Annotated in this window: 22 protein-coding genes; 16 read left to right on the plus strand and 6 right to left on the minus strand. The window is 72.7% G+C overall.

Going from position 1 to position 21,931, the window contains the following annotated elements; all coding sequences use genetic code 11:
• Nucleotides 1-92: 92 nt before the first annotated feature.
• Nucleotides 93-770 carry a Crp/Fnr family transcriptional regulator gene (locus ASE27_RS01740; RefSeq protein ID WP_056645111.1) on the minus strand — a complete coding sequence of 226 codons (678 nt, stop codon included), beginning with the start codon at nucleotides 768-770 and terminating at the stop codon, nucleotides 93-95.
• A gap of 186 nt (nucleotides 771-956) precedes the next feature.
• On the opposite strand from ASE27_RS01740, the gene nth reads away from it, so the two are divergent.
• Entirely contained in the window at nucleotides 957-1,730 is a 774-nt protein-coding gene (nth, locus tag ASE27_RS01745; protein ID WP_369800545.1) for an endonuclease III, read from the plus strand.
• Nucleotides 1,731-1,779: 49 nt separating this feature from the next.
• Here nth and ASE27_RS01750 read toward each other — a convergent pair whose 3' ends face one another.
• On the minus strand, nucleotides 1,780-2,712 hold the full coding sequence (locus ASE27_RS01750) for an alpha/beta fold hydrolase (RefSeq protein ID WP_056645115.1): 933 nt from the start codon (nucleotides 2,710-2,712) through the stop codon (nucleotides 1,780-1,782).
• Entirely contained in the window at nucleotides 2,709-3,473 is a 765-nt protein-coding gene (locus tag ASE27_RS01755; RefSeq protein WP_056645117.1) for a response regulator transcription factor, read from the minus strand. The genes ASE27_RS01750 and ASE27_RS01755 overlap by 4 nt, the downstream gene beginning before the upstream one ends.
• Nucleotides 3,474-3,680: 207 nt before the next feature.
• Between ASE27_RS01755 and ASE27_RS01760 the strand changes: the two genes are divergently transcribed.
• From ASE27_RS01760 to ASE27_RS01775, 4 genes are all read left to right on the plus strand, one after another.
• Nucleotides 3,681-4,415 carry a hypothetical protein gene (locus tag ASE27_RS01760; RefSeq protein WP_056645118.1) on the plus strand — a complete coding sequence of 245 codons (735 nt, stop codon included), beginning with the start codon at nucleotides 3,681-3,683 and terminating at the stop codon, nucleotides 4,413-4,415.
• Between the two features lie 53 nt (nucleotides 4,416-4,468).
• Complete coding sequence (locus ASE27_RS01765) at nucleotides 4,469-4,897, plus strand: thioredoxin family protein (protein WP_056645120.1); 429 nt, start codon at nucleotides 4,469-4,471, stop codon at nucleotides 4,895-4,897.
• 79 nt (nucleotides 4,898-4,976) lie between these two features.
• Nucleotides 4,977-5,438 (plus strand): DUF4395 domain-containing protein, encoded by a 462-nt coding sequence (locus ASE27_RS01770; protein WP_056645122.1) that lies wholly within the window; start codon nucleotides 4,977-4,979, stop codon nucleotides 5,436-5,438.
• Nucleotides 5,439-5,532: 94 nt separating this feature from the next.
• Nucleotides 5,533-6,204 carry a pentapeptide repeat-containing protein gene (locus ASE27_RS01775; protein ID WP_082608389.1) on the plus strand — a complete coding sequence of 224 codons (672 nt, stop codon included), beginning with the start codon at nucleotides 5,533-5,535 and terminating at the stop codon, nucleotides 6,202-6,204.
• Between the two features lie 250 nt (nucleotides 6,205-6,454).
• On the opposite strand, the gene ASE27_RS01780 is transcribed toward ASE27_RS01775, so the two are convergent.
• Complete coding sequence (locus tag ASE27_RS01780) at nucleotides 6,455-6,859, minus strand: DsrE family protein (RefSeq protein ID WP_056645125.1); 405 nt, start codon at nucleotides 6,857-6,859, stop codon at nucleotides 6,455-6,457.
• A gap of 258 nt (nucleotides 6,860-7,117) precedes the next feature.
• On the opposite strand from ASE27_RS01780, the gene ASE27_RS01785 reads away from it, so the two are divergent.
• The 9 genes from ASE27_RS01785 (at nucleotide 7,118) to ASE27_RS01825 (ending at nucleotide 14,659) form a co-directional block, all read left to right on the plus strand.
• Nucleotides 7,118-7,738, plus strand: a complete 621-nt coding sequence (locus ASE27_RS01785; RefSeq protein ID WP_056645126.1) for an FABP family protein — start codon at nucleotides 7,118-7,120, stop codon at nucleotides 7,736-7,738.
• Between the two features lie 88 nt (nucleotides 7,739-7,826).
• Nucleotides 7,827-9,038, plus strand: a complete 1,212-nt coding sequence (locus tag ASE27_RS01790) for a folate-binding protein YgfZ (protein ID WP_056645127.1) — start codon at nucleotides 7,827-7,829, stop codon at nucleotides 9,036-9,038.
• A gap of 84 nt (nucleotides 9,039-9,122) precedes the next feature.
• Nucleotides 9,123-10,274: an aromatic acid exporter family protein gene (locus ASE27_RS01795; RefSeq protein WP_082608390.1), complete on the plus strand. Its 1,152-nt coding sequence runs from the start codon at nucleotides 9,123-9,125 to the stop codon at nucleotides 10,272-10,274.
• Between the two features lie 76 nt (nucleotides 10,275-10,350).
• Entirely contained in the window at nucleotides 10,351-10,614 is a 264-nt protein-coding gene (locus ASE27_RS01800; RefSeq protein WP_056645128.1) for a type II toxin-antitoxin system Phd/YefM family antitoxin, read from the plus strand.
• Nucleotides 10,615-10,626: 12 nt separating this feature from the next.
• Nucleotides 10,627-11,052 (plus strand): type II toxin-antitoxin system VapC family toxin, encoded by a 426-nt coding sequence (locus ASE27_RS01805; RefSeq protein ID WP_056645129.1) that lies wholly within the window; start codon nucleotides 10,627-10,629, stop codon nucleotides 11,050-11,052.
• 9 nt (nucleotides 11,053-11,061) lie between these two features.
• Nucleotides 11,062-11,415 carry a DUF2516 family protein gene (locus ASE27_RS01810; protein ID WP_068626518.1) on the plus strand — a complete coding sequence of 118 codons (354 nt, stop codon included), beginning with the start codon at nucleotides 11,062-11,064 and terminating at the stop codon, nucleotides 11,413-11,415.
• Nucleotides 11,412-12,419, plus strand: coding sequence for an asparaginase (locus ASE27_RS01815; protein WP_056646531.1), 1,008 nt, complete (start codon nucleotides 11,412-11,414; stop codon nucleotides 12,417-12,419). The genes ASE27_RS01810 and ASE27_RS01815 overlap by 4 nt, the downstream gene beginning before the upstream one ends.
• On the plus strand, nucleotides 12,416-12,841 hold the full coding sequence (dtd, locus tag ASE27_RS01820) for a D-aminoacyl-tRNA deacylase (RefSeq protein WP_056645130.1): 426 nt from the start codon (nucleotides 12,416-12,418) through the stop codon (nucleotides 12,839-12,841). The genes ASE27_RS01815 and dtd overlap by 4 nt, the downstream gene beginning before the upstream one ends.
• 204 nt (nucleotides 12,842-13,045) lie before the next feature.
• Nucleotides 13,046-14,659, plus strand: a complete 1,614-nt coding sequence (locus ASE27_RS01825; RefSeq protein ID WP_235535320.1) for a glycosyl hydrolase family 18 protein — start codon at nucleotides 13,046-13,048, stop codon at nucleotides 14,657-14,659.
• 183 nt (nucleotides 14,660-14,842) lie between these two features.
• Here the strand turns inward: ASE27_RS01825 and ASE27_RS01830 are convergent, their stop codons facing one another.
• Both ASE27_RS01830 and ASE27_RS20065 read right to left on the minus strand, forming a co-directional pair.
• Nucleotides 14,843-15,844 carry a CorA family divalent cation transporter gene (locus tag ASE27_RS01830; RefSeq protein ID WP_056645132.1) on the minus strand — a complete coding sequence of 334 codons (1,002 nt, stop codon included), beginning with the start codon at nucleotides 15,842-15,844 and terminating at the stop codon, nucleotides 14,843-14,845.
• Nucleotides 15,841-16,134 (minus strand): hypothetical protein, encoded by a 294-nt coding sequence (locus ASE27_RS20065; RefSeq protein ID WP_056645133.1) that lies wholly within the window; start codon nucleotides 16,132-16,134, stop codon nucleotides 15,841-15,843. The genes ASE27_RS01830 and ASE27_RS20065 overlap by 4 nt, the downstream gene beginning before the upstream one ends.
• 462 nt (nucleotides 16,135-16,596) lie before the next feature.
• Between ASE27_RS20065 and ASE27_RS01840 the strand changes: the two genes are divergently transcribed.
• Nucleotides 16,597-19,626 (plus strand): LuxR family transcriptional regulator, encoded by a 3,030-nt coding sequence (locus tag ASE27_RS01840; protein WP_157257338.1) that lies wholly within the window; start codon nucleotides 16,597-16,599, stop codon nucleotides 19,624-19,626.
• A 186-nt stretch (nucleotides 19,627-19,812) separates the two neighbouring features.
• On the plus strand, nucleotides 19,813-21,750 hold the full coding sequence (locus tag ASE27_RS01845) for a glycosyl hydrolase family 18 protein (protein WP_082608394.1): 1,938 nt from the start codon (nucleotides 19,813-19,815) through the stop codon (nucleotides 21,748-21,750).
• Nucleotides 21,751-21,931: the final 181 nt, after the last annotated feature.

The raw sequence follows: 21,931 nt of genomic DNA on the forward strand, positions 1-21,931 counted from the left end.
CGTTCCGCAGGAGCAGCAGCACGACGAGAGGCCGGTCGGGCCGACCCCGTGAGGGGTGGTCCGACCGGCCTCCGGTCGTCGCAGGGGCGCGCTCAGCGGGCGCGACGCTCCAGGCGGTCCACGTCGAGGAGCACGACGGCGCGGCCCTCACGACGGACCCACCCGCGGGTCGCGAAGTCGGCCAGAGCCTTGTTCACGGTCTCGCGGGAGGCGCCGACGAGCTGGGCCAGCTCCTCCTGGGTGAGGTCGTGCGCGACGCGCACGCCTTCCTCGGTCTCCTCGCCGAAGCGCGTCGACAGGTCCAGGAGCGCCTTGGCGACACGGCCCGGGACGTCGGAGAAGACGAGGTCCGCGAGGGTCTCGTTGGTGCGGCGCAGGCGGCGGGCGAGAGCGTTGAGCAGGTGCTTCGCGACGCTCGGGTGCTTCTCGATCCACTCGATGAGCTGCTCGTGGCGGAGCTCGTAGAGGAGCGCGTCGGACACGGAGCTCGCCGTGGCCGTGCGGGGGCCCGGGTCGAAGAGCGAGAGCTCACCGAACATCTCGCCCGGCCCGAGGATGGACAGGAGGTTCTCCCGGCCGTCGTTCGAGCGTCGGCCGAGCTTGATCTTGCCTTGTGCGATCACGTACAGCCTGTCGCCGGGCTCGCCCTCGCGGAACAGTACGTCCCCACGGGTGAGCTCGATCTGCTGCATCGAGTCGAACAGCGTCCGGGTCTCTTCGCGGTCCATGGTGGCGAAGAGGGGGGCGGAGAGCACTACGTCGTCGTCCACGCGATGTCCTTCGGGTGTTGAGCGGACTTTCCCGGCATGTGCCCGTCTGCATCGGCGGAGTTCGAGCGAACCGGTACTCGTGATTCCTCCCACAAGTCTGCCTCATGCGCGCAACTTGGGACGCCAACGCCTGGGACCGGCCTGCGTCGATCCTGTGGGAGGGGTGTGTGGGTGGGGCCGAGTAGGCTGCCGAACGTGACCTCTTCGGGTGGTACCTCGCGTCCTGCTCCCTCTCCTTCGCCCGCGCCATCGCAGGTTCCGGCGGGTTCCTCCGCCGAGTCACGCCTCGCGCTCGTCCGGCGTGCGCGGCGGACCAACCGCGAGCTGGCGGAGACGTATCCGGACGCGCGGTGCGAGCTCGACTTCACCACGCCGCTCGAGCTCCTGATCGCGACGGTGCTCTCGGCACAGACGACGGACAAGCGGGTCAACCTCACGACTCCCGAGCTCTTCTCGCGCTACCCGGACGCCGCCGCCTACGCAGCGGCGGACCGCCTCGATCTCGAGGACGTCCTGCGTCCGCTGGGCTTCTTCCGGGCCAAGGCGCAGGCCGTCATCGGGATCGGACAGGCGCTCGTCGAACGTTACGGCGGGCAGGTCCCCAAGAAGCTCGACGACCTGGTGACGCTGCCCGGGGTCGGGCGCAAGACGGCCAACGTGGTGCTGGGCAACGCATTCGGCGTCCCCGGTCTGACGGTCGACACGCACTTCGGGCGTCTCGTGCGCCGGCTCGAGTGGACCTCGGAGGAGGACCCGGTCAAGGTCGAGACGGAGGTCGGCGAGCTGATCGAGAAGCGCGAGTGGACCATGCTCTCGCACCGCCTGATCTTCCACGGACGCCGGGTCTGCTTCTCGCGCAGGCCCGCGTGCGGGGCGTGCACCATCTCGCACCTGTGCCCGTCGTTCGGGATCGGCGAGACGGATCCTGTGGTCGCGGCGACCCTGGTCAAGACCGACTGAGCGCCCGTCCGGCGGCCTGCGAGGCCGCTGCTGTCGTCTCCTGCGCGGCTCAGCCCTGCGTGGAGGGCAACCAGTCCAGCAGGAGGCGCGTGACGTCGTCGGGCGCCTCCTCCGGGAGGAAGTGCCCCGCCCCCTCGAGGACCTCGAAGCGCAGGCTGCGCGAGACCGCCGCGGCGTCCGCGTCGGTGAGCTCACGACGCAGGAACCCGTCCGCCCCGCCGTGGACCTGGAGGGTCGGGACGTTGAGCGGGCGGCGCAGCGCGCTGCGGTAGCGACGCCCGTCGGGCCGGGGCGTGGAACGCACCGACCAGCGGATCGCCTCCATCGCTGAGTGCGCCGCGAACGGGATGCGCATGACGGTCGTGTAGGTCTCGACCGCCTCCGGGGAGAGCGGCGAGGCCGCACCGTCCGCGAGGACGCGCGCGACCAGGTCGTCGCGGGTCAGCGCGCGCTCGGGCAGCGTGGGCAGCTGCGCGAAGGCCAGGTGCCGCTGAGCGACGGGCGTGAGCAGGCGGCGACCCGAGGCGTGCACGTGCGAGGGGTGCGGCGCGGCGAGGGCCGCGACACCCGCGGTCACGGCGGGCTGGAGCGCGGCCATGGCCCAGGCGAGCCCGCCTCCGCTCCCGTGCCCGACGACGACGGCGCGATCAGCACCGAGCGACCGGACGACGCCCGCGACGTCACGCGTGCGGGTCGGGGCGTCGTACCCGATCGGCGGCTTGTCCGAGGCGCCCGTGCCCCGCAGGTCCATGGCGGCCACGCGGTAGCCCGCCTCGCCGAGAGCCTCGAGCTGGTGGCGCCATGCCCACCAGAACTGCGGGAAGGAGTGCAGCAGCAGCACGAGCGGCGCGCTCGAACCCCCTCCACGGGACTCCGGTCCCGCGAGGGCGACGTGGAAGCGCGCACCGTTGGCGGGCACGAACTCGTGCCGCCAGGGGCCGTCGACGAGTGCTGCGGAGAAGTCGCTCGAGTCGGTCGTCACCCGGACGAACTTACCTGGTCCTCCGCGAGGGCGGACTCGTCCGTGGGCTGGGCGGCGTCCGGCATCTCGGCGGACTGGGCCCGCCGGTCCTTGGGCGGGTCGAACCGGTAGCCGACGTTACGGACGGTGCCGATGAGCTGCTCGTGCTCGGGGCCCAGCTTGGCGCGCAGGCGCCGTACGTGGACGTCGACCGTGCGCGTGCCCCCGTAGTAGTCGTACCCCCAGACCTCCTGCAGCAGCTGGGCCCGCGTGAAGACGCGGCCCGGGTGCTGCACCAGGTACTTGAGGAGCTCGAACTCCTTGTAGGTCAGGTCGAGCGGGCGCCCGCGCAGCCTCGCGGTGTACCCGCCGGCGTCGATCGCGAGCTCGCCCGCCGAGATCTCCTGCGGGGCGTCCTCGGCCCGACCGTGCGCCGAGCGCTCGACGACCAGCCGGAGCCTGGCCTCGACCTCGGCGGGGCCCGCCGACTCGAGCAGCAGGTCGTCGGCCCCCCACTCGGCCGTCACGACCGTCAGGCCGCCCTCGGTGAGGACGAGCACGAGCGGCACCGCGAGACCCGTGGCGCGCAGCAGGCGGCACGTGGTGCGCGCTGCGACCAGGTCACGACGCGCGTCGAGCAGCAGGACGTCCGAGTCCGGCGCGTCCACCAGAGCCGACGGCTCCATGGGCAGCACCCGTATGCGGTGCGACAACAGTCCCAGCGCAGGCAGGACCTCGACGGACCCACCTGTCGCCGGTGTCAGGATCAACAGCTCTGCCACCGACGCACCTCCTCCCAGTGACCTTCGAGAAGGCCGGAATCATTACCGTAGCGCGTTGAACAGACGTCAACGGGGTGACCAGGGCCTTTCTGCTGTTACAACCTTGTTTCGTGTTCGCCGCCGCGCGTCATCTGGGAGACTCATGTTCGTGCTCAGCCTTTCCGGACCCGGTGCCGCTCGCTCCCTGACGCAGGGAGAGTGCGCCTAGTGGGTCTCTCCTCACGCGCAGTCGCCACCGCGGTGGTGGCCGCCGCGGTCGCCGTCGCAGCCTTCTTCGGGCTCCTCCCGCTCACCCTCGCGTCCGCGGCACTGGCCGTCCTCGTGGCGATCGGGTGGCCGTCGCTGCTCAACCAGCCCGCCCCCGGTGGGTCCGGCCTGGTCATCGGCCTGACCGGGGTCGGGGCGGTCGCCGCGGTCGCCGCGACCGAGGGCGAGCCCTCGTTGCGCAACCTGCCGCTCGTGCTCGCGATGGGGGTCGTCCTGGCGTTCGTCGCCGAGATGCTCCGCCGCGACGGACGGCCACGCCTGGTCGAGTCCCTGCTGGGCACGGTCAGCGGGCTCGTGGTCGCGGTCTCCGCCGCCGGGTGGATCGCGACGGACCGCACCGATGCCGGCGCAGCCCTCGTCGTGACGTGCGCGGCGACGCTGGCCGTCGCCTCGGCGGTCTCGGCACTGCCCGTGCCGGGTTGGTGGAACACGCTCCTGACCCTCGCGGCGTCGATCGCCGCCGGCGGCGCCCTGGCGTGGGCGCTCCCCGAGGTCGTGACCGCCAACGGGCTGTGGACGGGGGCGGTCTCAGGGTTGCTCGTCGCGTCCCTGCACGCGCTGTTCGACCAGCTGCCGGCCCTCGAGCGCAGGGCTGCCGCGCTTGCTGCCATAGTGCTTCCGGTGACGGTCGGGGGCATCCTGGTCTTCGTGGTGGGTCGGGTCCTCGTGGGCTGACCTGCCCGGCTCTCTCCGGACGCACCGCAGACGGACGACGGGAAGGTCGAACCATGGTCTGGCGCATCGTGATCCTCCTCGCGCTGCTCGGCGCGAGCGTGCTCCTCGGCGTGTGGTGGCAGCGCCGGCAGGGAGTGGTCCGGCTCCGGGACGCCCAGCCCGCTGCCGCGGTCGACTGGTCGGCCCGCGGGATCGTGCTGGGGGACCACCGGACGTTCGTGCAGTTCTCGTCGGAGTTCTGCTCGCCCTGCCGTCACACGGCCAGGGTGCTCGACGAGGTCGTCGCGGCCCGCACCGACGTGACACATCGTGAGATGGACGTCGACGAGCACCACGACCTCGTGCGAACGTTCGGCATACTGCGCACGCCGACGGTGCTCGTCCTGGACCCGGCCGGTCGCGAGGTCGCCCGCATGAGCGGCAGCGTGAGCAGGGCGCACGCGCTCGAGGCGCTCGACGTGCCGGCGGGTTCGGTCGCCTGAGCGGGCCGTGCCGCTCGATCGTCCTGCTGAGAATCCCGCCCGAGGCTCCGCTGACGGCCCGTCCCACCGAGGAGCCCGCATGTCGCACGAGTCCACCCCCGCTGTGAGCGCACCACAGGGCATCGACCCGCGAGGTCCCCGCGTCGGGGCAGGGATCACCGCGCTGCTGCTCGCGGTCACCCTTCTCCTGGGATCGTCGGAGGCCGCGCTGTGGGTCCTGACGTTCGTCGCGCTGAGCTTCCTGCTCGGGACGCTGCGCGGGGCGCAGGGCACGTGGCAGGGGTGGGTCTTCAAGACCTTCGTCCAGCCTCGCCTCGGCCCGACGGCGGAGCGCGAGGACCCGCGTCCTCCTCGCTTCGCGCAGGGGGTCGGTTTCGTCATCACCGGGGTCGGCGTGGTCCTGGGCTTCACGGTGTCCCTCGTGGCGGTGCCGGTCGCCGCGGGTCTCGCGCTCGTCGCGGCGGTGCTCAACGCGGCGTTCGGGCTGTGCCTCGGGTGCGAGATGTACCTGCTGATCCGCCGGTTCGCGCCCGCTCGCTGACGCTCCGCGCCGCCTCGTCGCTCGTGCCGGTGGCGGGCGGTACCGGAATCGGCGAGGTCTCGGCGCGCCCGCGTGCGGAGCGTAGGGTCGAGCGGTGCCAGCACTCCCCAGCCCCGTGACCACCGTCCCTCCCAGGATCAAGAGGCTGCGTGCCGGGGTCAGGACCGCGGGCGACGCCGCAGTCCTCGGGGCCGAGGAACGCCGCCACGACGAGCGGTTCGAGGGCGCGGACCTGTCCCACACCGACCTCTCGGACATCACGTTCGAGCGTTGTGACCTCGTCGGGCTCTCGCTCCACCAGGCCGACCTGCGCGCCGCGACGTTCAGCGAGTCCCGGCTCGAGAGGATCGACGCGCCCGTGCTCAGCGCACCGCGCTCGGTGTGGCACGACGTGGTCCTGGACGGTTCGCGGATCGGGTCGGCCGAGCTCTACGAGTCGGGGTGGCGGTCGGTCGAGCTCGTCGACTGCAAGCTCGGCTACGTCAACCTGCGGGGCGCGACGATCCGCGACCTGCGGCTCACGCGCTGCACGGTCGACGAGCTCGACCTGACGAACGCCCAGGCCACCCGGGTCGCGTTCGAGGACACTGCGGTCGACCACCTGGTCCTCGCGAGCGCCCGCCTGGTGCACGTCGACCTGCGCGGCGCGGTGCTGCGCCGGATCACGAGCATCGAGAGGCTCGCCGGAGCGACGGTGAGCCCGGCGCAGCTCGTGGACCTCGCTCCGCTGTTCGCGGCCGAGCTGGGGATCCGGGTCGAAGGCTGAGGGCTCGGGGCTCGGTGAGCTGTCGCACCGCGGATCGATGAGCTGTCAGAACGTGGCCGGGGTATCGCCCGGCTCAGTTCTGACAACTACGCCGGGGCCGACGGGCCGACGGGCCGACGGGCCGGGGGGACGGCGGGTCGGGGGTACGGGGGGACGGCGGTCGCCTGCGTGAGCGCCGCAAGTTCCCTGAGCCAGCTCGGCAGCTCGGCAGCTCGGCAGCTCGGCACCTTGGCACCGCCGCCGCACTCCCTCAGTAGACGAGAGCCTGCGCCCCCGGGCGCAGCGTCTCCTCGACGAACACCGCGGCCCCCGCGATCCGCACGCCGGGCAGCAGGTCTGCCTCGGTGATGCCGCGCCGTGCCGCGCACTGCGTGCAGACCGTGACGGTCCCGGCCTCGAGGATGACCGCGAGCAGGTCCGGCAGGGCCGCCGCGTGCTCGAGCTCGAGCTCGCTCGCCCGCCCCGGCAGCCCGAACCACGCGGACTCCCCGGTCAGCCACACGCTCACCTCGACCCCCGCGGCGACGGCCGCGGCAGCGACCGTGAACGCCTGGTTGGTCGCCTCGGGGCGTTCGAGCCCCGAGGTCGTCTTGACGACCAGGGAGCGCTGGGAGGGGACGGTCGTGGGCTGCGGGAGGGTGGGCTCGGTGGTCACGTGCGCGAGCCTAGAGGCCGGACGGTAGGATCGGCGACATGTCCACGCATGCACTCGAGCTCATCTTCCTGGGACTGCTGATCGCCGCGACCGTGACGATCACGTGGTTCGCCGGGTTCGTCGTCTACAAGCTGTACCAGGGTCAGCGCTGACCTGATCGTCGCGCCGGGCCTCCGTCGCCCGGCAGGACCCAGGTCCCCTCTCTCCTTGTCGTCACCCACCGGTCCACGGGACCGGCACCGCCGGAGGTACCACCAGATGGCTTTCGCGTTCCCAGAGGGGCTCGCCCCCGAGGCCTACCCGCTCGCGTGGCTCGTGGGCTCGTGGCGCGGCGAGGGGGTCATCGCCTATCCGGGGATCCCCGAGACACCGTTCGTCCAGGACGTGACGTTCGACCACGACGGCGGCCCCTACCTGCGCTACGAGTCGACGATCCGCGTCCTCGAGACCGAGGTCCCGGAGACCGTCCCCGAGTCCTGGACCGCGGACCAGCCTGCCGACCCCGAGGCTGACCCGTCGAGCGACTCGACCGAGCCGAGCACCGAGGGGCACCTCGCGCCCGGGCGGATCTGGTCCACCGAGACCGGGTACTGGCGCGTGTCCCCGGAGCGCCCCGAGGGCCTGCCCGAGGACAAGTCCGCGATCGAGGTCATGATCGCGGACCCGTCGGGCCGCATGACCCTGTACCTGGGCGTGGTCGGCAACGGCCGCGTGGACCTGTCGAGCGACGCCATGGTGCGCACCTCGACGTCCGCCGAGGTGTCGGCGTCGAACCGCCTGTACGGCAACGTGCAGGGCCAGCTCATGTGGGTCTGGGAATTGGCGGCCTTCGGTCAGTCGTTGCAGTCGTATGCGTCGGCGAAGCTGGACCGCCTGTAGCCCGTCCGACGCGTGAGGTACGGCCGTCGCCACCGCGCGGCCGGACGGACGTGCGCGCCCATCGCGGCGCCGAGGAGGTTGTTCGATCGTGACTGCTGGCACCGAAGACGCACCCCAGGCCGAGGCCCCCACCCGGACGAGCCCGCTGCTGGCCCGCCCCGGTGCGGTCGCGGGCTCGGGACCGGACGCGGGTGTCGCCTGGCACTACGGCGACCCCACGGGCGAGCAGCGTGCGCTCGAGGCGGGCGGCGCCGTCGTCGACCTCTCGCACCACGGCGTGGTGCGCGTCAAGGGACCCGACCGCCTCACCTGGCTGAACTCGATCACGTCGCAGAACCTGCTGGGGCTCGCCCCTCGGACCTCGACCGAGCTGCTCGTCCTGAGCCCCCAGGGGCACGTCGAGCACTCCGCAGGCGTCGTGGACGACGGCGAGTCCACGTGGCTCGTGACCGAGGGGTCGCACGCCCCGACCCTCGCGGCCTGGCTCGACCGCATGAAGTTCGCGCTGCGCGTCGAGATCACCGACATGACGGACGAGATCGCGGTGCTGGGCGAGCCCCGTGACGCAGAGGGCGCCGAGGGCGAGCCCGTCACCTGGCGCGACCCCTGGCCGCGCACCGCTCCCGGCGGCACGCGCTACGGCCCGGCGGACGACGAGCACCCCGGCGCGCACCGCGCGTGGCGTCTCGTCCTGGTGCCTCGTGCCGAGCTGCCCGACGCCGTCGCGTCCCGCGAGGCGGCCGGCTGGCGGCTGGCAGGGACGTGGGCGAGCGAGGCCCTGCGCGTCGAGGCGTGGCGTCCTCGTCTCGCGACCGAGGTGGACCACCGCTCGATCCCGCACGAGCTCGACTGGCTCCGGACCGCGGTCCACCTGAACAAGGGCTGCTACCGCGGGCAGGAGACGATCGCGCGCGTGCACAACATGGGTCGGCCCCCGCGTCGCCTCGTGATGCTCCACCTCGACGGCTCGGGTCACCTGCTGCCCGTCGCGGGCGCCGAGGTCCGGCTGCCCGGCGGAGAGCCCGGTGCGGACGGGGCCGCGCCCGTGGGGCGACCGGTCGGCAACGTGACGTCGGTCGCGCGGCACCACGAGCTCGGTCCCATCGCGCTCGCGGTCCTCAAGCGCAGCGCCCCCGAGGACGTCGAGCTCGTCGTCGACTGCGACGGCGGCGCCGTGGCGGCCGCCCAGGAGGTCGTCGTCCCGGGCGAAGGAGTCTCGGTCGACCGCCCGGCCCCGCGCGGCCCCGTGGCGCGTGGGATCACGCCCCGCGGGCAGGACGCCCCCCGGAGCATGATCTGATGACCGCGTCGCGGCCCGCCGCAGCCACCGCATGGCCTGACCCCGGGTTCCGCCGGGTCGCCGGGACCCGGTGAGCAGGAGCACATGACGCAGTCGCGGGACGCCTCCGACGGGACGGCGCTGCCGGAGCCGGGGGCCGTCGAGACGGCTCGCAAGGCGTTCCGTCGGCTGCTGCTCCGCGCCAGGCTCCGCCAGGGGCGCTCCCGGGTCCGGGCGGCGTTCTGGCCCATCATCCAGGCCTCGCTCGCGGCCGGGATCGCCTACGGGATCGCGCACTACGTGTTCGGGCACCCGTACCCGTTCTTCGCACCCGTCTCGGTGTGGGTGTGCCTCGGGTTCAGCCTCGACCGGCAGGTCCGCAAGGTGGGCGAGCTCGCGATCGGGGTTGCCGTGGGCGTGGGCCTGGGCGACCTGATCGTGCACTTCATCGGCTCGGGGTGGTGGCAGGTCGCGGTCGTGCTCGCGACCTCGGCCCTGGTCGCTCGCTTCATCGACCGCGGTGCGCTGCTGGCGACGCAGGCGGGAGTGCAGGCGATCGTCATCGTGGGACTGCCCGCCGCACAGACGGGCGGCCCCGGCGGGCGGCTCGTGGACGCCCTCGTGGGCGGGGCGATCGCCTTGCTCGCCGCGACGCTGACGCCGGGGGACCCACGCCGTCGACCCCGCATCCTGGGGGACGAGGCGACCACCGAGCTCGCCGAGACGCTCGAGCTGCTCGCGCGGGGGTTCCGCTCGGGCGACGTGGACGACCTGGACGCCGCGCTCGTGCGCGGCCGGGCGTCCGAGCCGGCGCTCGAGGAGTGGCAGGCCACCGCGACCAGCGCCCAGGAGCTGTCCCGCGTGAGCGCCGTGGGTCGCAAGCACCGCGCCGAGCTGGGCGACCTCGAGCGCAAGGCGGTCCTGGTCGACCGGGCGATGCGCAGCGTCCGGGTGCTCGCACGCCGTTCCCGCCCGGTCGCCGGACCCGAGCACGACCTCCTGCCCGTCGCGGCCATCGTCGACCGGTACGCGGCGGGGACCCGGGTGCTGGCCGAGGCCATCGGGGCGGGCAAGGACCCGGTCACGGCTCGCGAGATCCTCGCGGAGACGGCCGCCGCGGCGGACCCGAGGACCGTGGGCGCGGGCGACTGGCAGGTCCAGTCGCTCGTCATGCTCCTGCGTTCCCCGATCGTCGACACGCTCGAGGCCGCGGGGATGTCGCCGCGCGAGGYGCGCGAGGCGCTCACCGAGCTCTGAGCGGCGCCCCGAGGTCCGCGAGATCCGATCGCGTGGAGGTCTACGCAATCCGGGCACGTGCCGGTACCTTCAGGGGATGGAGGTTTCCGTCAGCGCCCTGCGGGCCGAGCTGAAGTCGTGGATCGAGCGGGCACGTGACGGAGAGGACGTGGTGATCACCGAGCGCGGCATCCCCGTGGCGCGGCTGAGCGCGGTGGGGAGCGCGGACCTCATCACGTCTCTGACCAGGGACGGGCTCCTGACACCGGCCACCGAGGAGCGCCCCGTCCACACGCCGCCGGCACGCCCGGCCGCGAAGCAGTCGGCGATGTCGGGCCTCGTGCGCCGCATCCGACGCTGACCGGCGGTCCCCGTGGCACTGGTCTACTTCGACGCGAGCGCGCTCGTGAAGCTGTGCGTGGCTGAGCCTGGCTCCGAGCTGGCCAGCGCGCTCTGGAACCGCGCGGACGTGGTCACCACGAGCCGGCTGTCCGACACCGAGGTCCGGGCGGCCCTCGCCGCGGGGGAGCGGTCGGGGGTCCTCGACGCGACCGAGCGGGCCGAGGCGCTCGCGACGTGGGACCTGCTGTGGCCCGCGCTGCACCTGGTCGAGGTCTCCCCGGGGGTCCTGGACCGCGCGAGCGCCCTCGCGGGTGCCGACCGTCACGCGCTGCGCGGGGCCGACGCCGTCCACCTGGCCTCGGCCCTGACCCTGCGGCACGACGACGCGATCTTCGCGGTGTGGGACGAGCGGGTGGCCGCGGCTGCCCGCGCGGAGTCGCTGCGCGTCCTGCCGTAGGCTCGGAGCGTGATCAGCTTCGGTGGAGCCCAGTGGCTCGTCCTCGTCGTCCTCGCGGTCGTGGTGTTCGTCGCCCAGGCGGTCGCGCTCATCGATGCGCTCCGGCGTCCCGCGAACGGGTTCACGGCCGAGGGAAAGCTCACCAAGCCGATCTGGTCGGCGATCCTGGGCGTCGCGGCGGCGATCGGGTTCCTCGGCCTGCCGCCGATGATGTGGACCAGCACGAGCTTCTTCAACCTCATCGCGCTCGTCCCCGCCTTCATCTACCTGGTCGACGTGCGCCCGCGCCTCAAGCCGTACGGGTTCGGGCGCGGCTCGGGAGGCTCCGGGGGGTCGCGCGGCGGCCGTCCGGGCGGGTGGTGACCCCCGTGCTGCGCTCGGCCGCTCCGCTCGCGGAGGTGGTCCGGGGCGACCTGGTCGAGTCCGTGCACCTGGGCCACCTGGTCACGCTCGATGCGTCGGGTGGTGTCGATCTCGCGGTGGGCGACCCGTCGACCGTGATCTGGCCCCGCTCGTCGGTCAAGCCGTTCCAGGCCGTCGCCATGCTCCGTCACGGGCTGTCGCTGCCGCCGCGCCTCCTGGCGCTGGCCGCCGCGAGCCACAACGCCGAGGACTTCCATCTCGCGGGCGCACGCGAGATCCTCGCGGGCGCGGGCCTCGACGAGTCGGCACTGCGCAACACGCCGGACATGCCCGTGTACCCGCCTGCCGCGTTCGCATGGCAGGAGCAGGGCAACGGGCCCGCGTCGATCACGCAGAACTGCTCGGGCAAGCACGCCGCGATGCTCGCGACGTGCGTCGCGGCGGGCTGGGACATCGAGACGTACCTCGATCCCGCGCACCCGCTGCAGGTCGCGATCCGCGAGACGCTGCTCGAGCTCACGGGCGACGACGCGTCCGGGCTCCACGTCACCGTGGACGGCTGCGGCGCGCCGTTGTTCTCGACGACGTTGCAGGGCATGGCCCGGGCCTTCGGCCGGCTGGCCGGTGCGCCCGTCGCCGATCCGGCATCGCCCGAGGCACTGGTCGCCCGCGCGATGTCCGCGTTCCCGGAGATGGTCGGTGGGACCGGTCGGGATGCGACCGACGTCATGCGGGCCGTCCCCGGGCTCGTGGCCAAGGACGGCGCGGACGGCGTGTACGGGGTCGGGCTGCCCGACGGTCGTGCGCTCGCGTTCAAGGTCCTCGACGGGTCGCCGCGCCCGCGGCCCGCGGTGCTCGTCGCCGCGCTCGCGGCGCTCGGTGCGGGCGATCTCCCCGGCGCCGACGCCGCCGCGCTCGACCGCGTGGGCCGCACCCCGGTCCTGGGCGGGGGAGCGCCCGTGGGCGAGGTGCGCGCCGCGTTCTCTGCGGGCCGCGCCTCATGAGGGCCCTCGTGCAGCGGGTCACGCGCGCGAGCGTGAGCGTGGGCGGGGAGGTCGTGGGGCGCGTGGACCGGCCCGGCCTGGTCGCGCTCGTGGGCGTGACGCACGACGACGGGCCCGCGCAGGTCGAGCTGGTCGCGCGCAAGCTCGCCGAGCTGCGGATCCTGCGCGACGAGCGGTCGGTGCTCGACGAGAGGGCCCCGGTCCTCGTGATCAGCCAGTTCACGCTCTATGCGGACACCAAGAAGGGCCGACGGCCGTCGTGGAACGGCGCGGCGAAGGGGGACGTCGCGGAGCCGCTCGTCGCCGCCGTGGTCGCCGAGCTGCGCGCCAAGGGGGTCGAGGTCGCGACGGGGGTGTTCGGCGCGGACATGCAGGTCGAGCTCGTCAACGACGGGCCCGTGACGATCCTGGTCGAGGCGTAGCGGCAGGCGTTCGAAAAGCTACCATTCGTACCGTTTCGAGGTCTTCGCATGGTTTCTACGGGAAATCCCTTATGTGACCGCTGTGAACCATGTGGAACACCCGTACATCTTTCGTGCGCGAGCCTGGTTAGGTTCGAGGAGCCCAGCATCTGGGGCTCCGGGACGGACCGGGGCCAGCAGCACGGAAGACGAAGAGGCCTCCCTTTGCACGCAACTCGAACCACTCCTTCACCGGTGCGCCGCCGCGCGCTCGGCGCCGTGGTGTCCGCGACGACGCTCGCGCTCGTGGCGACCGGCCTGGTCGCGGCGGGCAGCGCGACGGCAGCTCCCGCTGCCCCTGCGGCAGCCAGCCCCAACGGCGAGAACGACATCAACGGCTACCGCAACGTCGGCTACTTCATGTCGTGGGCGCCCGAGAACTACGGCTACACGGTCAAGGACTTCCAGGAGTCCGGCCAGGCCGAGCAGATCACGCACGTCAACTACGCGTTCGGGAACATCCACCCGACCGACCTCTCGTGCTTCATCTCCGACAAGGTGGGCACGCCCGAGGTGGGCGGCAACGACGGTGCGGGTGTCGCGGGCGCAGACTTCGTCGACGCGGTCAGTGCCGAGGACTCGATCGACGGGGTGGCGGACACGTCCGACCAGGCCCTCGCCGGGAACTTCAACCAGCTCCGCAAGCTCAAGGAGCAGAACCCCGACACCAAGGTGCTCGTGTCGATCGGTGGCTGGACCTGGTCCAAGTTCTTCTCGAAGGCTGCCGCGACTCCCGAGTCGCGCGAGAAGCTCGTGTCCTCGTGCATCGACCTGTACCTCAAGGGCAACCTGCCCGTGATCGACGGTCGCGGCGGCCCGGCTGCCGCTGCGGGCGTCTTCGACGGGATCGACATCGACTGGGAGTGGCCCGGAGCACCGGACTGGTCGCAGCACCCCGAGAACCACATCGACCCAGTCAACGACAAGGCGAACTTCACGGCGCTGCTCGCCGAGTTCCGCAAGCAGCTCGACGAGTACGGCGCGTCGCAGGGCGAGGAGTACCTCCTCTCGGCGTACATCCCCGTGAACCCGACGGTCATCAACGCGGGCTGGGACGCCCCGGCGATCTTCGAGTCGCTCGACTACGGCAACATCCAGGGCTACGACCTGCACGGCGGATGGTCCCCGAACCTGGCCGGGCACCAGTCCAACCTGCACGACGACCCGACGTTCTCGGGGGACATCTCGGTCGAGCAGGGTGTGGACGTGTACCTGAGCCGTGGCGTCGACCCGCAGCAGATCACGGTGGGCATCCCGGCGTTCGGGCGCGGCTGGACCGGCGTCGAGGACGGCGGCACGAGAGGCGCCTGGCAGTACGCCACGGGCGTGGCCCCCGGCACGTTCGAGGCCGGCAACAAGCAGTACTTCGAGCTGCGTGACCTGGGCACCGAGTACTTCGACGAGGCGACGGGTTCGTCGTGGCGCTACGACGGCAACGAGTGGTGGTCCGTCGACACCCCGCGCGCGGTCGAGTTCAAGGCGAAGTGGGTCGCGGAGAAGGGCCTCGGCGGCTCGATGTGGTGGGACCTCGCGGGCGACTACGAGGACGAGCTGGTCGGCACCGCGGCGGACGTCTACCGTGCGTCGCCGACGGGCCCGGTCGACTCCGGGGCCGCCGGCGGCTGCTTCCCCGCGTGGAGCGCGGCGGGCACCTACACCGCGGGCGACGTGACGTCGCACGAGGGCGTCAACTACCAGGCGAACTGGTGGGTCCACACCAACACTCCGGGCACCGAGACGTACTGGAGCCCGTGGCGCGTGGTCGGCGCCTGCGTCTGACCTGACGCGAGCCCTGCGCACCCGACGCCGTCGGGACCATGACCTGCCTGTCATGGTCCCGACGGCGTCGGCGCGTCCGGACGTCGGGAGCCCGGCAGCCCGGGTCCGGTGCAGACACCCGGGCCGCCCGGCCGCACAGGGACCCACGCGCGGCGTGCCTGGGTACGTGCAGGGTGCGAGCGGTCAGCGCAGCCAGCCTCGCCGCTTGATGTAGACGAGCGGGATCACGGCCGCGACGAGGGTCACGAGCACGATCCACGGGAAGCCGAGGTCCCACTCGAGCTCGGGCATGCGCGTGAAGTTCATGCCGTAGAACGACGTGATGAGCGTCGGGGGCAGGAACACGGCCGTGATGATCGTGAAGACCTTGACGATCTGGTTCTGCTTGACGTCGAGCGAGGTCATGATCGCCTGCTGCAGGTAGCGGACCTTGTCATGCTCGAAGCTCGCGTGCTCCTTGACGCCGTCGATGTCCGCGATGAGGGTCTCGACGAGCCCGGCGAGCACGGGGTCCGTGTCGGCGATCTCGCTGCGCAGGTGCCGCGCGGCGCGCGCGAGCGAGAGCTGCGACTCCTGCGTGCTGGAGACGATCTCCTCGGCCCGGTTCATGCGCGAGATGGTGCCCTGCATGTCGGTCACGCCGATCTCCCGGCCACGCCGGTCGTAGCCCAGCGTGGCCTCCTCGATCTGGTCCGACATCTCCTCGAGCAGGTCGCTCGCGTGGTGGATGACGCGCTCGGCGGCCTCGTTGAGCGCGTACACGAGGGCGTACATGACGCCGTAGGAGGACTGGACGAGCCGCGGTGTGCGCCGCATCCGCGCGATGGCCTTGTCGAAGATCGGGTAGTGCCTCGTGGGTTGCAGGGTCGCGACACGGTCGGGGGACAGCGCGAACACGAGCGTCTCGCGGGCGATCCGTTCCCCCTGCCGGTACGTCGCGACGACGGGCAGGTACACGTGCTCGTCGGTCTCCCAGACTCGCCCGCCGGCGACCGCGAAGTCGACCCCCTCGTCGCAGGCGTGCTGGAGCGCGGCGGGGTCCTGGGACGCGACCTGGAGCCAGTGGCGGCGCAGCGTACGGGGGTCGAAACGCTGTCCCGGGGCGGGGGAGGGGCGCGTGGTCGGCGTGAGCGGGGCCCCGTGCGTGCCGGGGGCCTCGAGCAGGGTGGGCGGCGTGGTGGTCACGGGGTCACCTCCTGCACGGTCCCGCGGCCCGACGACGTCGCGCCGGGTCCGGTGGTCGAGGTCACTGCGGTGGTGGGGGCCTCGGGAGCCGCGTCCGCACGGGAGGCCACGAGGTGGGTCCCGAGCAGGGCCGTGCAGATGAACAGGTAGAGGCCGATCGTGAAGGTGATCGACTGTCGTTCGAGGTTGGGTCGGGCGGGTGCGGGGTCGCCGCGTCCTGCACGAGGGTGCGGCACGCGACCGCTGAGCGTGGCGGGGCGTGCAGTGCTGAGGTGGGTCGTCGTCGACATGCTGGTCCTTCCCGGCGCCGTGCTCTCGACGGTGCCGACCGGACGCCGGGCCCGACGGCGCGCCGGAGCGCGGGGTCGAGGAACGGCGGGGGAAACGGTGCACGGAGCGCACTGGCGACCGCCCCCGGAGGGCCCGCCGGAAGGGCTGACGAAGGTCAGCGGGCAGGACGAAGGGGTGCGAACGCGCAGTGCGGGGATCTATGACTGCTGCCGTCCTGCATCGCTCTCACCTCCTTCTCATCTGCTTCTGGTTCCGTGCACGTACTGAGGTACCGAGCTTTCGGCAGTCAGGACGGAGGGACGAGGTCACCCTAGACCTGGTCTCAGGTGGCGGCAAGCCACCACGGGGGAAACCGTCGAGGATACGCACGGGTAACAGCACAGGATGCCTGGCTTTACGTCGGGTTGTTAACATTCCTGAGAGTCGTCCGGCCATCGTTGCCCCGGACGGGAGGGTCTGACATGCCAGCCAGCCAGCAAGACTTCCTGACCTCAGAGCAGGGACGCACGTCCCGCGCGGCCGCCGAGCACCGGCCTGAGCGGCTCTCCTCGCGCAGGGCGGAGATCGATCTCGCGTTGGCCGCCGTCGCGGACGGCCGCGGCGCCTTCGTGTGGTCGGGCGAGCCCGGCATGGGAGCGAGCACCACGCTCGAGCTCGTCCACGAGGCGCTCCACGAGACGCGGGGCCCCCATGCGCCCCTCGTCCTGCGGGTCGCGCAGAGCGTCGGTCCCCAGCGTTCAGGGGGAGCGGTGCGGTCGATCGTCTCCCAGCTGGCCCAGGCGACGGGGCGCGACGTGCCCGACCGCCTGGTGCGCCCGCTCGACGTCGCGGACCCCGAGTACGGGTATCTCCCGGAGGTCGGCGCCGTGGCGCTCGCCGAGTACCTCGAGGAAGCGGTCCCGGACCGGACGGTCGTGCTGCTCGCCGACGACCTCCACCTCGTCGACGAGATCAGCCGGGCCGTGATCCTGGGGCTCGTGGCCCAGCGTCGCGCCTCGCTCGTGCTGCTCGCGACGTCGGTCCCGGGCGGGTTCGAGCGCCCGCTGCCGTACCCGGTCGAGGTGCGTGAGCTTGCGCCGCTCGGGCCCGCCGAGGCCCTGCACCTCCTCCTCGTCGAGGAGCGGCTCTCCGTGGCCCCGCACGTCGCCGCGAGGCTGTCGCGGCACCTCGCGGGGAACGCTGCCGCGATCTCCCAGACCGCCCGGACGCTCTCGACCGAGCAGCTCGCGGGGACCGCGATCCTGCCGGACCCGTTGCCGCCGGTCCCCGCGGTGCGCAGACTGCTCGGCGACCGGCTCGCCGAGCTCGCGCCCGAGGAGCTGCGGGCGCTGCTGGTCGCGGCCGTCGCGGTCGTCGAGCGCACCGACATCCTCCTCGCTGCCTCGGGCCTGAGCATCGAGGAGGTCCTGGACGGCCCCCTCTCGGGGTACCTGTCGCTGGTCTCGGGGAGGTTCGCGTTCACGGACCCCCGCGTCCGGTCGCTCGTGCACGGCGAGGCCCGGCTCGCGGACAAGACCGCCGCGCACCTGCGCCTGGCCACGGTCCACACCGCGGTCGACGAGCAGGACATCGCGACCTGGCACACGGCGCTCGCGACCCTCGCGGGGGACGCCGCGCTGGTCCCCGGCCTGGTGTCCCTCGCGCAGCGGCTGCTCGACCGGGGTGACGTCGTCTGGGCGCACGAGGTGGCGCGCGAGGCCGCCAGCCAGGCCACGGGGCACGAGCGCGGGGAGGCGTACGTCCTCGCGGGCACCGCGGCGCTCCAGTCCGGGCACGTGCACGACGCCGCGGACTGGCTGCGACGGGCCGCCCGCTGCGACGGGACCGTGAGCGCGGCCCGGATCCTCGGCCCGCTGGTCGTCGCGCTCACGCACGTCCAGGGGCAGGTGCCCGACGACGTGATCGCGCCCTACCTCGCGCTCGCCGACACCGACGACGCGTGCACGTGCTGCGTCGACCGGGACGGGAACCCGCGCGAGGCCGCAGGGAGCTGTGAGATCGGGGACGTCGTGCGGGGGCTGACGAGCGCCGCGACGCTGCACGCCGAACGTGGTGACGGCGTCGCAGCCGCGCAGGCGTTCGACGCGGCCAAGCGCCTGGCCCGACGCTGTACGCAGGGCGTCGGGGGACTGGACATCACCCGGGCCTGGCTCGCGAACTACGGGGTCGGGGAGCGCGGCGAGGGGCCGTGCGCTCCGGGCTCGGGCCTCACCGCGGAGCAGGAGGCCTACTCCCAGGTCAGCCGCGCCTTCTCGCTCGCCGACGAGGACGCGCTCGACGTCGCGGGCCAGGCGCTCGCGAGCGCGGTCGCGAACCTCGCCCCGGTGCACTCAGGGGGCCGATGGTTCGACACCCCGTCCGGGGCCGTGACCCCGTACGTCGAGGCGCACCTGCGTCTCGCTCAGGTCCTGGTCCACTTCTGGTCGGGGAACATCACCAAGGCGCGCCGCGAGCTCGAGGAGGCGGCCTTCCGGCTCCCGGTCGGTCTGCCGTTCGCGGGGACCGGGGTCGCGGTCGCACGGCGCCTCGACATGGCGGTCCACGGGAGCGTCGGGACGCTCGCGACGGCGCTCGAGGAGACGTGCTCGTGCCCGACGTCGCGCCCGGTCCGGCTCGGCCTCCTGGTCGACCGGGCCATCGGGGCGTCGTTCGCGCGGCACCACACCCAGGCGGCGACCCTGCTCGAGCTCGCTGCGGAGACCGACCGGCGCGACTGCGCGCACATGCTGCACCTGCCGGGCATGGACGACGTCGAGGCGTGGGTGCTCGCGGGACGGCCCGACGCGGCCGAGCGCGCCCTGGCCCGGCGCAGGGTCGAGGCCAAGGACCTCTCCCCGGCGAACCGGGTCGCGACGCTCGCCCGCGCGGAGATCGCCCTGGCGCGCTCGGAGGACGCGGTCGTGCTGCGCGACGCGGTCGCGTCGGCGGGTCGCGGCATCGCGTCACCGTTCGAGCACGGTCGCACCGAGCTGTGCCTGGGACGCGCCCTCACCCGGTGGGGGGACCTGCCTGCCGCGCACGAGCACCTGCTCTCGGCGGTCGAGCTCCTCACGCAGTCGGGCGCCCGGGCGTGGGCACGGCAGGCGCAGGAGGAGCTGGGCCGGGTCCTCGCGCTCCTCGACGACGGGCTCGCGACGCTCGACGCCCGGGTCGCCGCGGCCCCGCCCGGCGGTCCCGGCGCCCCCGGGGGAGCCGGGACGGGGACGGGAGCGACGTCGTCGGGCCTGGGGAGGCCACGGCTCGCCGCACGCGAGAGCGACGTGTCCGACGACGCGCTCGACGAGCTGCGCGGGCGATGGTCCGACGAGCTGACCGAGCGGGAGCTCGACGTGGCGCTCCTCGTCGTGCAGGGCGGCTCCAACCGTGAGGCGGCGGACCAGCTCTATCTCTCCGTCCGGACGGTCGAGGTGCACCTGGGACGCGTCTTCCGCAAGCTCGGGGTGCGCTCACGGGTCGAGCTCGCGGTGCTCGCGCACCGCGTCGGACGCTGAGGACACGTACGTCTGCGGGCAGTACGTACGGGGGAACACCTACGCGGCCTCGTGTATGTACGCGAGGTAAACAATGTGGGAAACGCTGATTCACGAGGGCACGCGCGCTCCCTAGGGTCGGGGTGTTCCTGGGCAACGACGTCCGGGGTCACCGGGCACAGAGCCCCCACCCAGTGAGGCAGACACATGCGACTGAGAACCCCACGAGGCCGCGCGAGGAAGGTGGCCGCGGGACTGACCGCGACGGCCATGCTCGCCGCGTCCCTGGTCGCCGGCACCGTCGCCGCGACCGCCGCCCCCCTCCCCGCAGCCACCACGACCGCCACCTCGGGCGACAGCGCGATCAACGGCTACCGCAACGTCGCGTACTTCACCCAGTGGGGTGTGTACGGGCGTGACTTCAAGATGAAGGAGCTCCAGGACTCCGGCGCCGCCGCCGACCTGACGCACCTCAACTACGCGTTCGGCAACATCCACCACCAGACCCTCACGTGCTTCGAGGCCAACAAGGCCCAGGGGACCGGCCCCAACGGGTCCGACGGCGCGGGCGACGCGTGGGCCGACTACGGCATGGGCTACACCGCGGCCAACTCGGTCGCAGGCGTGGCCGACGCCTGGGACCAGCCGCTCGCCGGCTCGTTCAACCAGATCAAGCAGCTCAAGGCCAAGAACCCGCAGCTCAAGGCCATGCTCTCGATCGGCGGCTGGACCTGGTCCAAGAACTTCTCCAAGGCTGCCGCGACCGACGCGAGCCGCAAGAAGCTCGTGTCCTCGTGCATCGACCTGTACCTCAAGGGCAACCTGCCCGTCGTCGACGGTCGCGGCGGCCCCGGTGCGGCGGCAGGCGTGTTCGACGGCTTCGACATCGACTGGGAGTGGCCCGGCTCGCTCAATGGGGAGGTCGGCAACATCGTCGACGTCGCGGGCGACAAGGCGAACTTCAAGGCGCTCCTCAAGGAGTTCCGCACCCAGCTCGACGCCTACGGCGCCACGACGGGCAAGCACTACCAGCTCAGCGCGTTCCTCCCGGCCAACCCCGACGACATCGCGTCCGGCGGGTGGAACGACCCGGAGAACTACCAGTACCTCGACTTCGGGAACATCCAGGGATACGACCTGCACGGTGCCTGGAACAAGACCCTCACGGGCCACCAGGGCAACCTGTACGACGACCCGACCGACACGCGCCCCGCGAACAAGCGGTACAGCGTCGACAAGGCCGTCAAGGCGTACCTCGACAACGGTGTGCCGGCCAAGCAGCTCACGGTGGGCCTCGCGATGTACGGGCGTGGCTGGAAGGGCGCGACGTCGTCGGCGCCCTGGGGGGTCGCGACCGACGCGGGGCCCGGCACGTGGGAGGCCGGCAACGAGGACTACGACAAGCTGAAGAACCTCGGCACGGGGTACTTCGACCCGGTGTCCGTGGCCTCCTGGCGGTACGACGGCAACCAGTGGTGGAGCTTCGACGACCCGAAGTCCGTCGGCGTGAAGGGTGACTACATCGCCACCAAGAAGCTCGGCGGGGCCATGTGGTGGGACCTCACGGGCAACCAGGACGGCTCGCTGCTCAAGGGGCTCGCGACGAAGTTCCGTGCAGCCCCGGCAGGACCGGTCACGGGCGGCTCGACCGGTGGTGACCCGACGGGCACCGACCCGACGGGCACCGACCCGACGGGCACCGACCCGACGGGCACCGACCCGACGGGCACCGACCCGACCGGGACGGACCCGACCGGCGGGACGGGGACGGCGTGCGCGACGGCCTGGTCCGCGAGCAGCCCCTACAACGGCGGCGCGACGGTCTCTCACAACGGCAAGAACTACAAGGCCAAGTGGTGGACCCTGAACGAGACCCCCGGCACGGCCGGGAGCCCCTGGGAGCTCGTCGCCGCGTGCGGCACGACCGACCCGACGGGTGGCACGACCGGCGGCACCACAGGTAGCACCGGCGGCACGACGGGCACGGGGACGTGCACCGCCCCGGCGTGGTCCGCCTCTGCGACCTACTCCGGCGGCGCGACCGTCTCTCACGCGGGCCAGAAGTACACGGCCAAGTGGTGGACGCAGAACAACGTCCCCGGAGCCGAGCAGTACGGCCCGTGGCAGGCGCTCGGCGCCTGCTGAAGCCGAGCCGGGGGCGGGCAACCCCGCCCCGCCCCCGGCTCACCCCGACCCCCGCCGACGACCGACGCCGGACGAGGCTCCGTCATCGGTGGGTACCACGGAGCGGTACCTCCGCTGCCGGGCCCGGGGTCCGTCGCGCGAGGACAGCTCCTCGCGCTCGACCGGCTCCGGGTTCGGCCCT

Origin of the sequence: Oerskovia sp. Root918 (assembly GCF_001428945.1) — a bacterium.
Taxonomy (GTDB): domain Bacteria; phylum Actinomycetota; class Actinomycetes; order Actinomycetales; family Cellulomonadaceae; genus Oerskovia; species Oerskovia enterophila.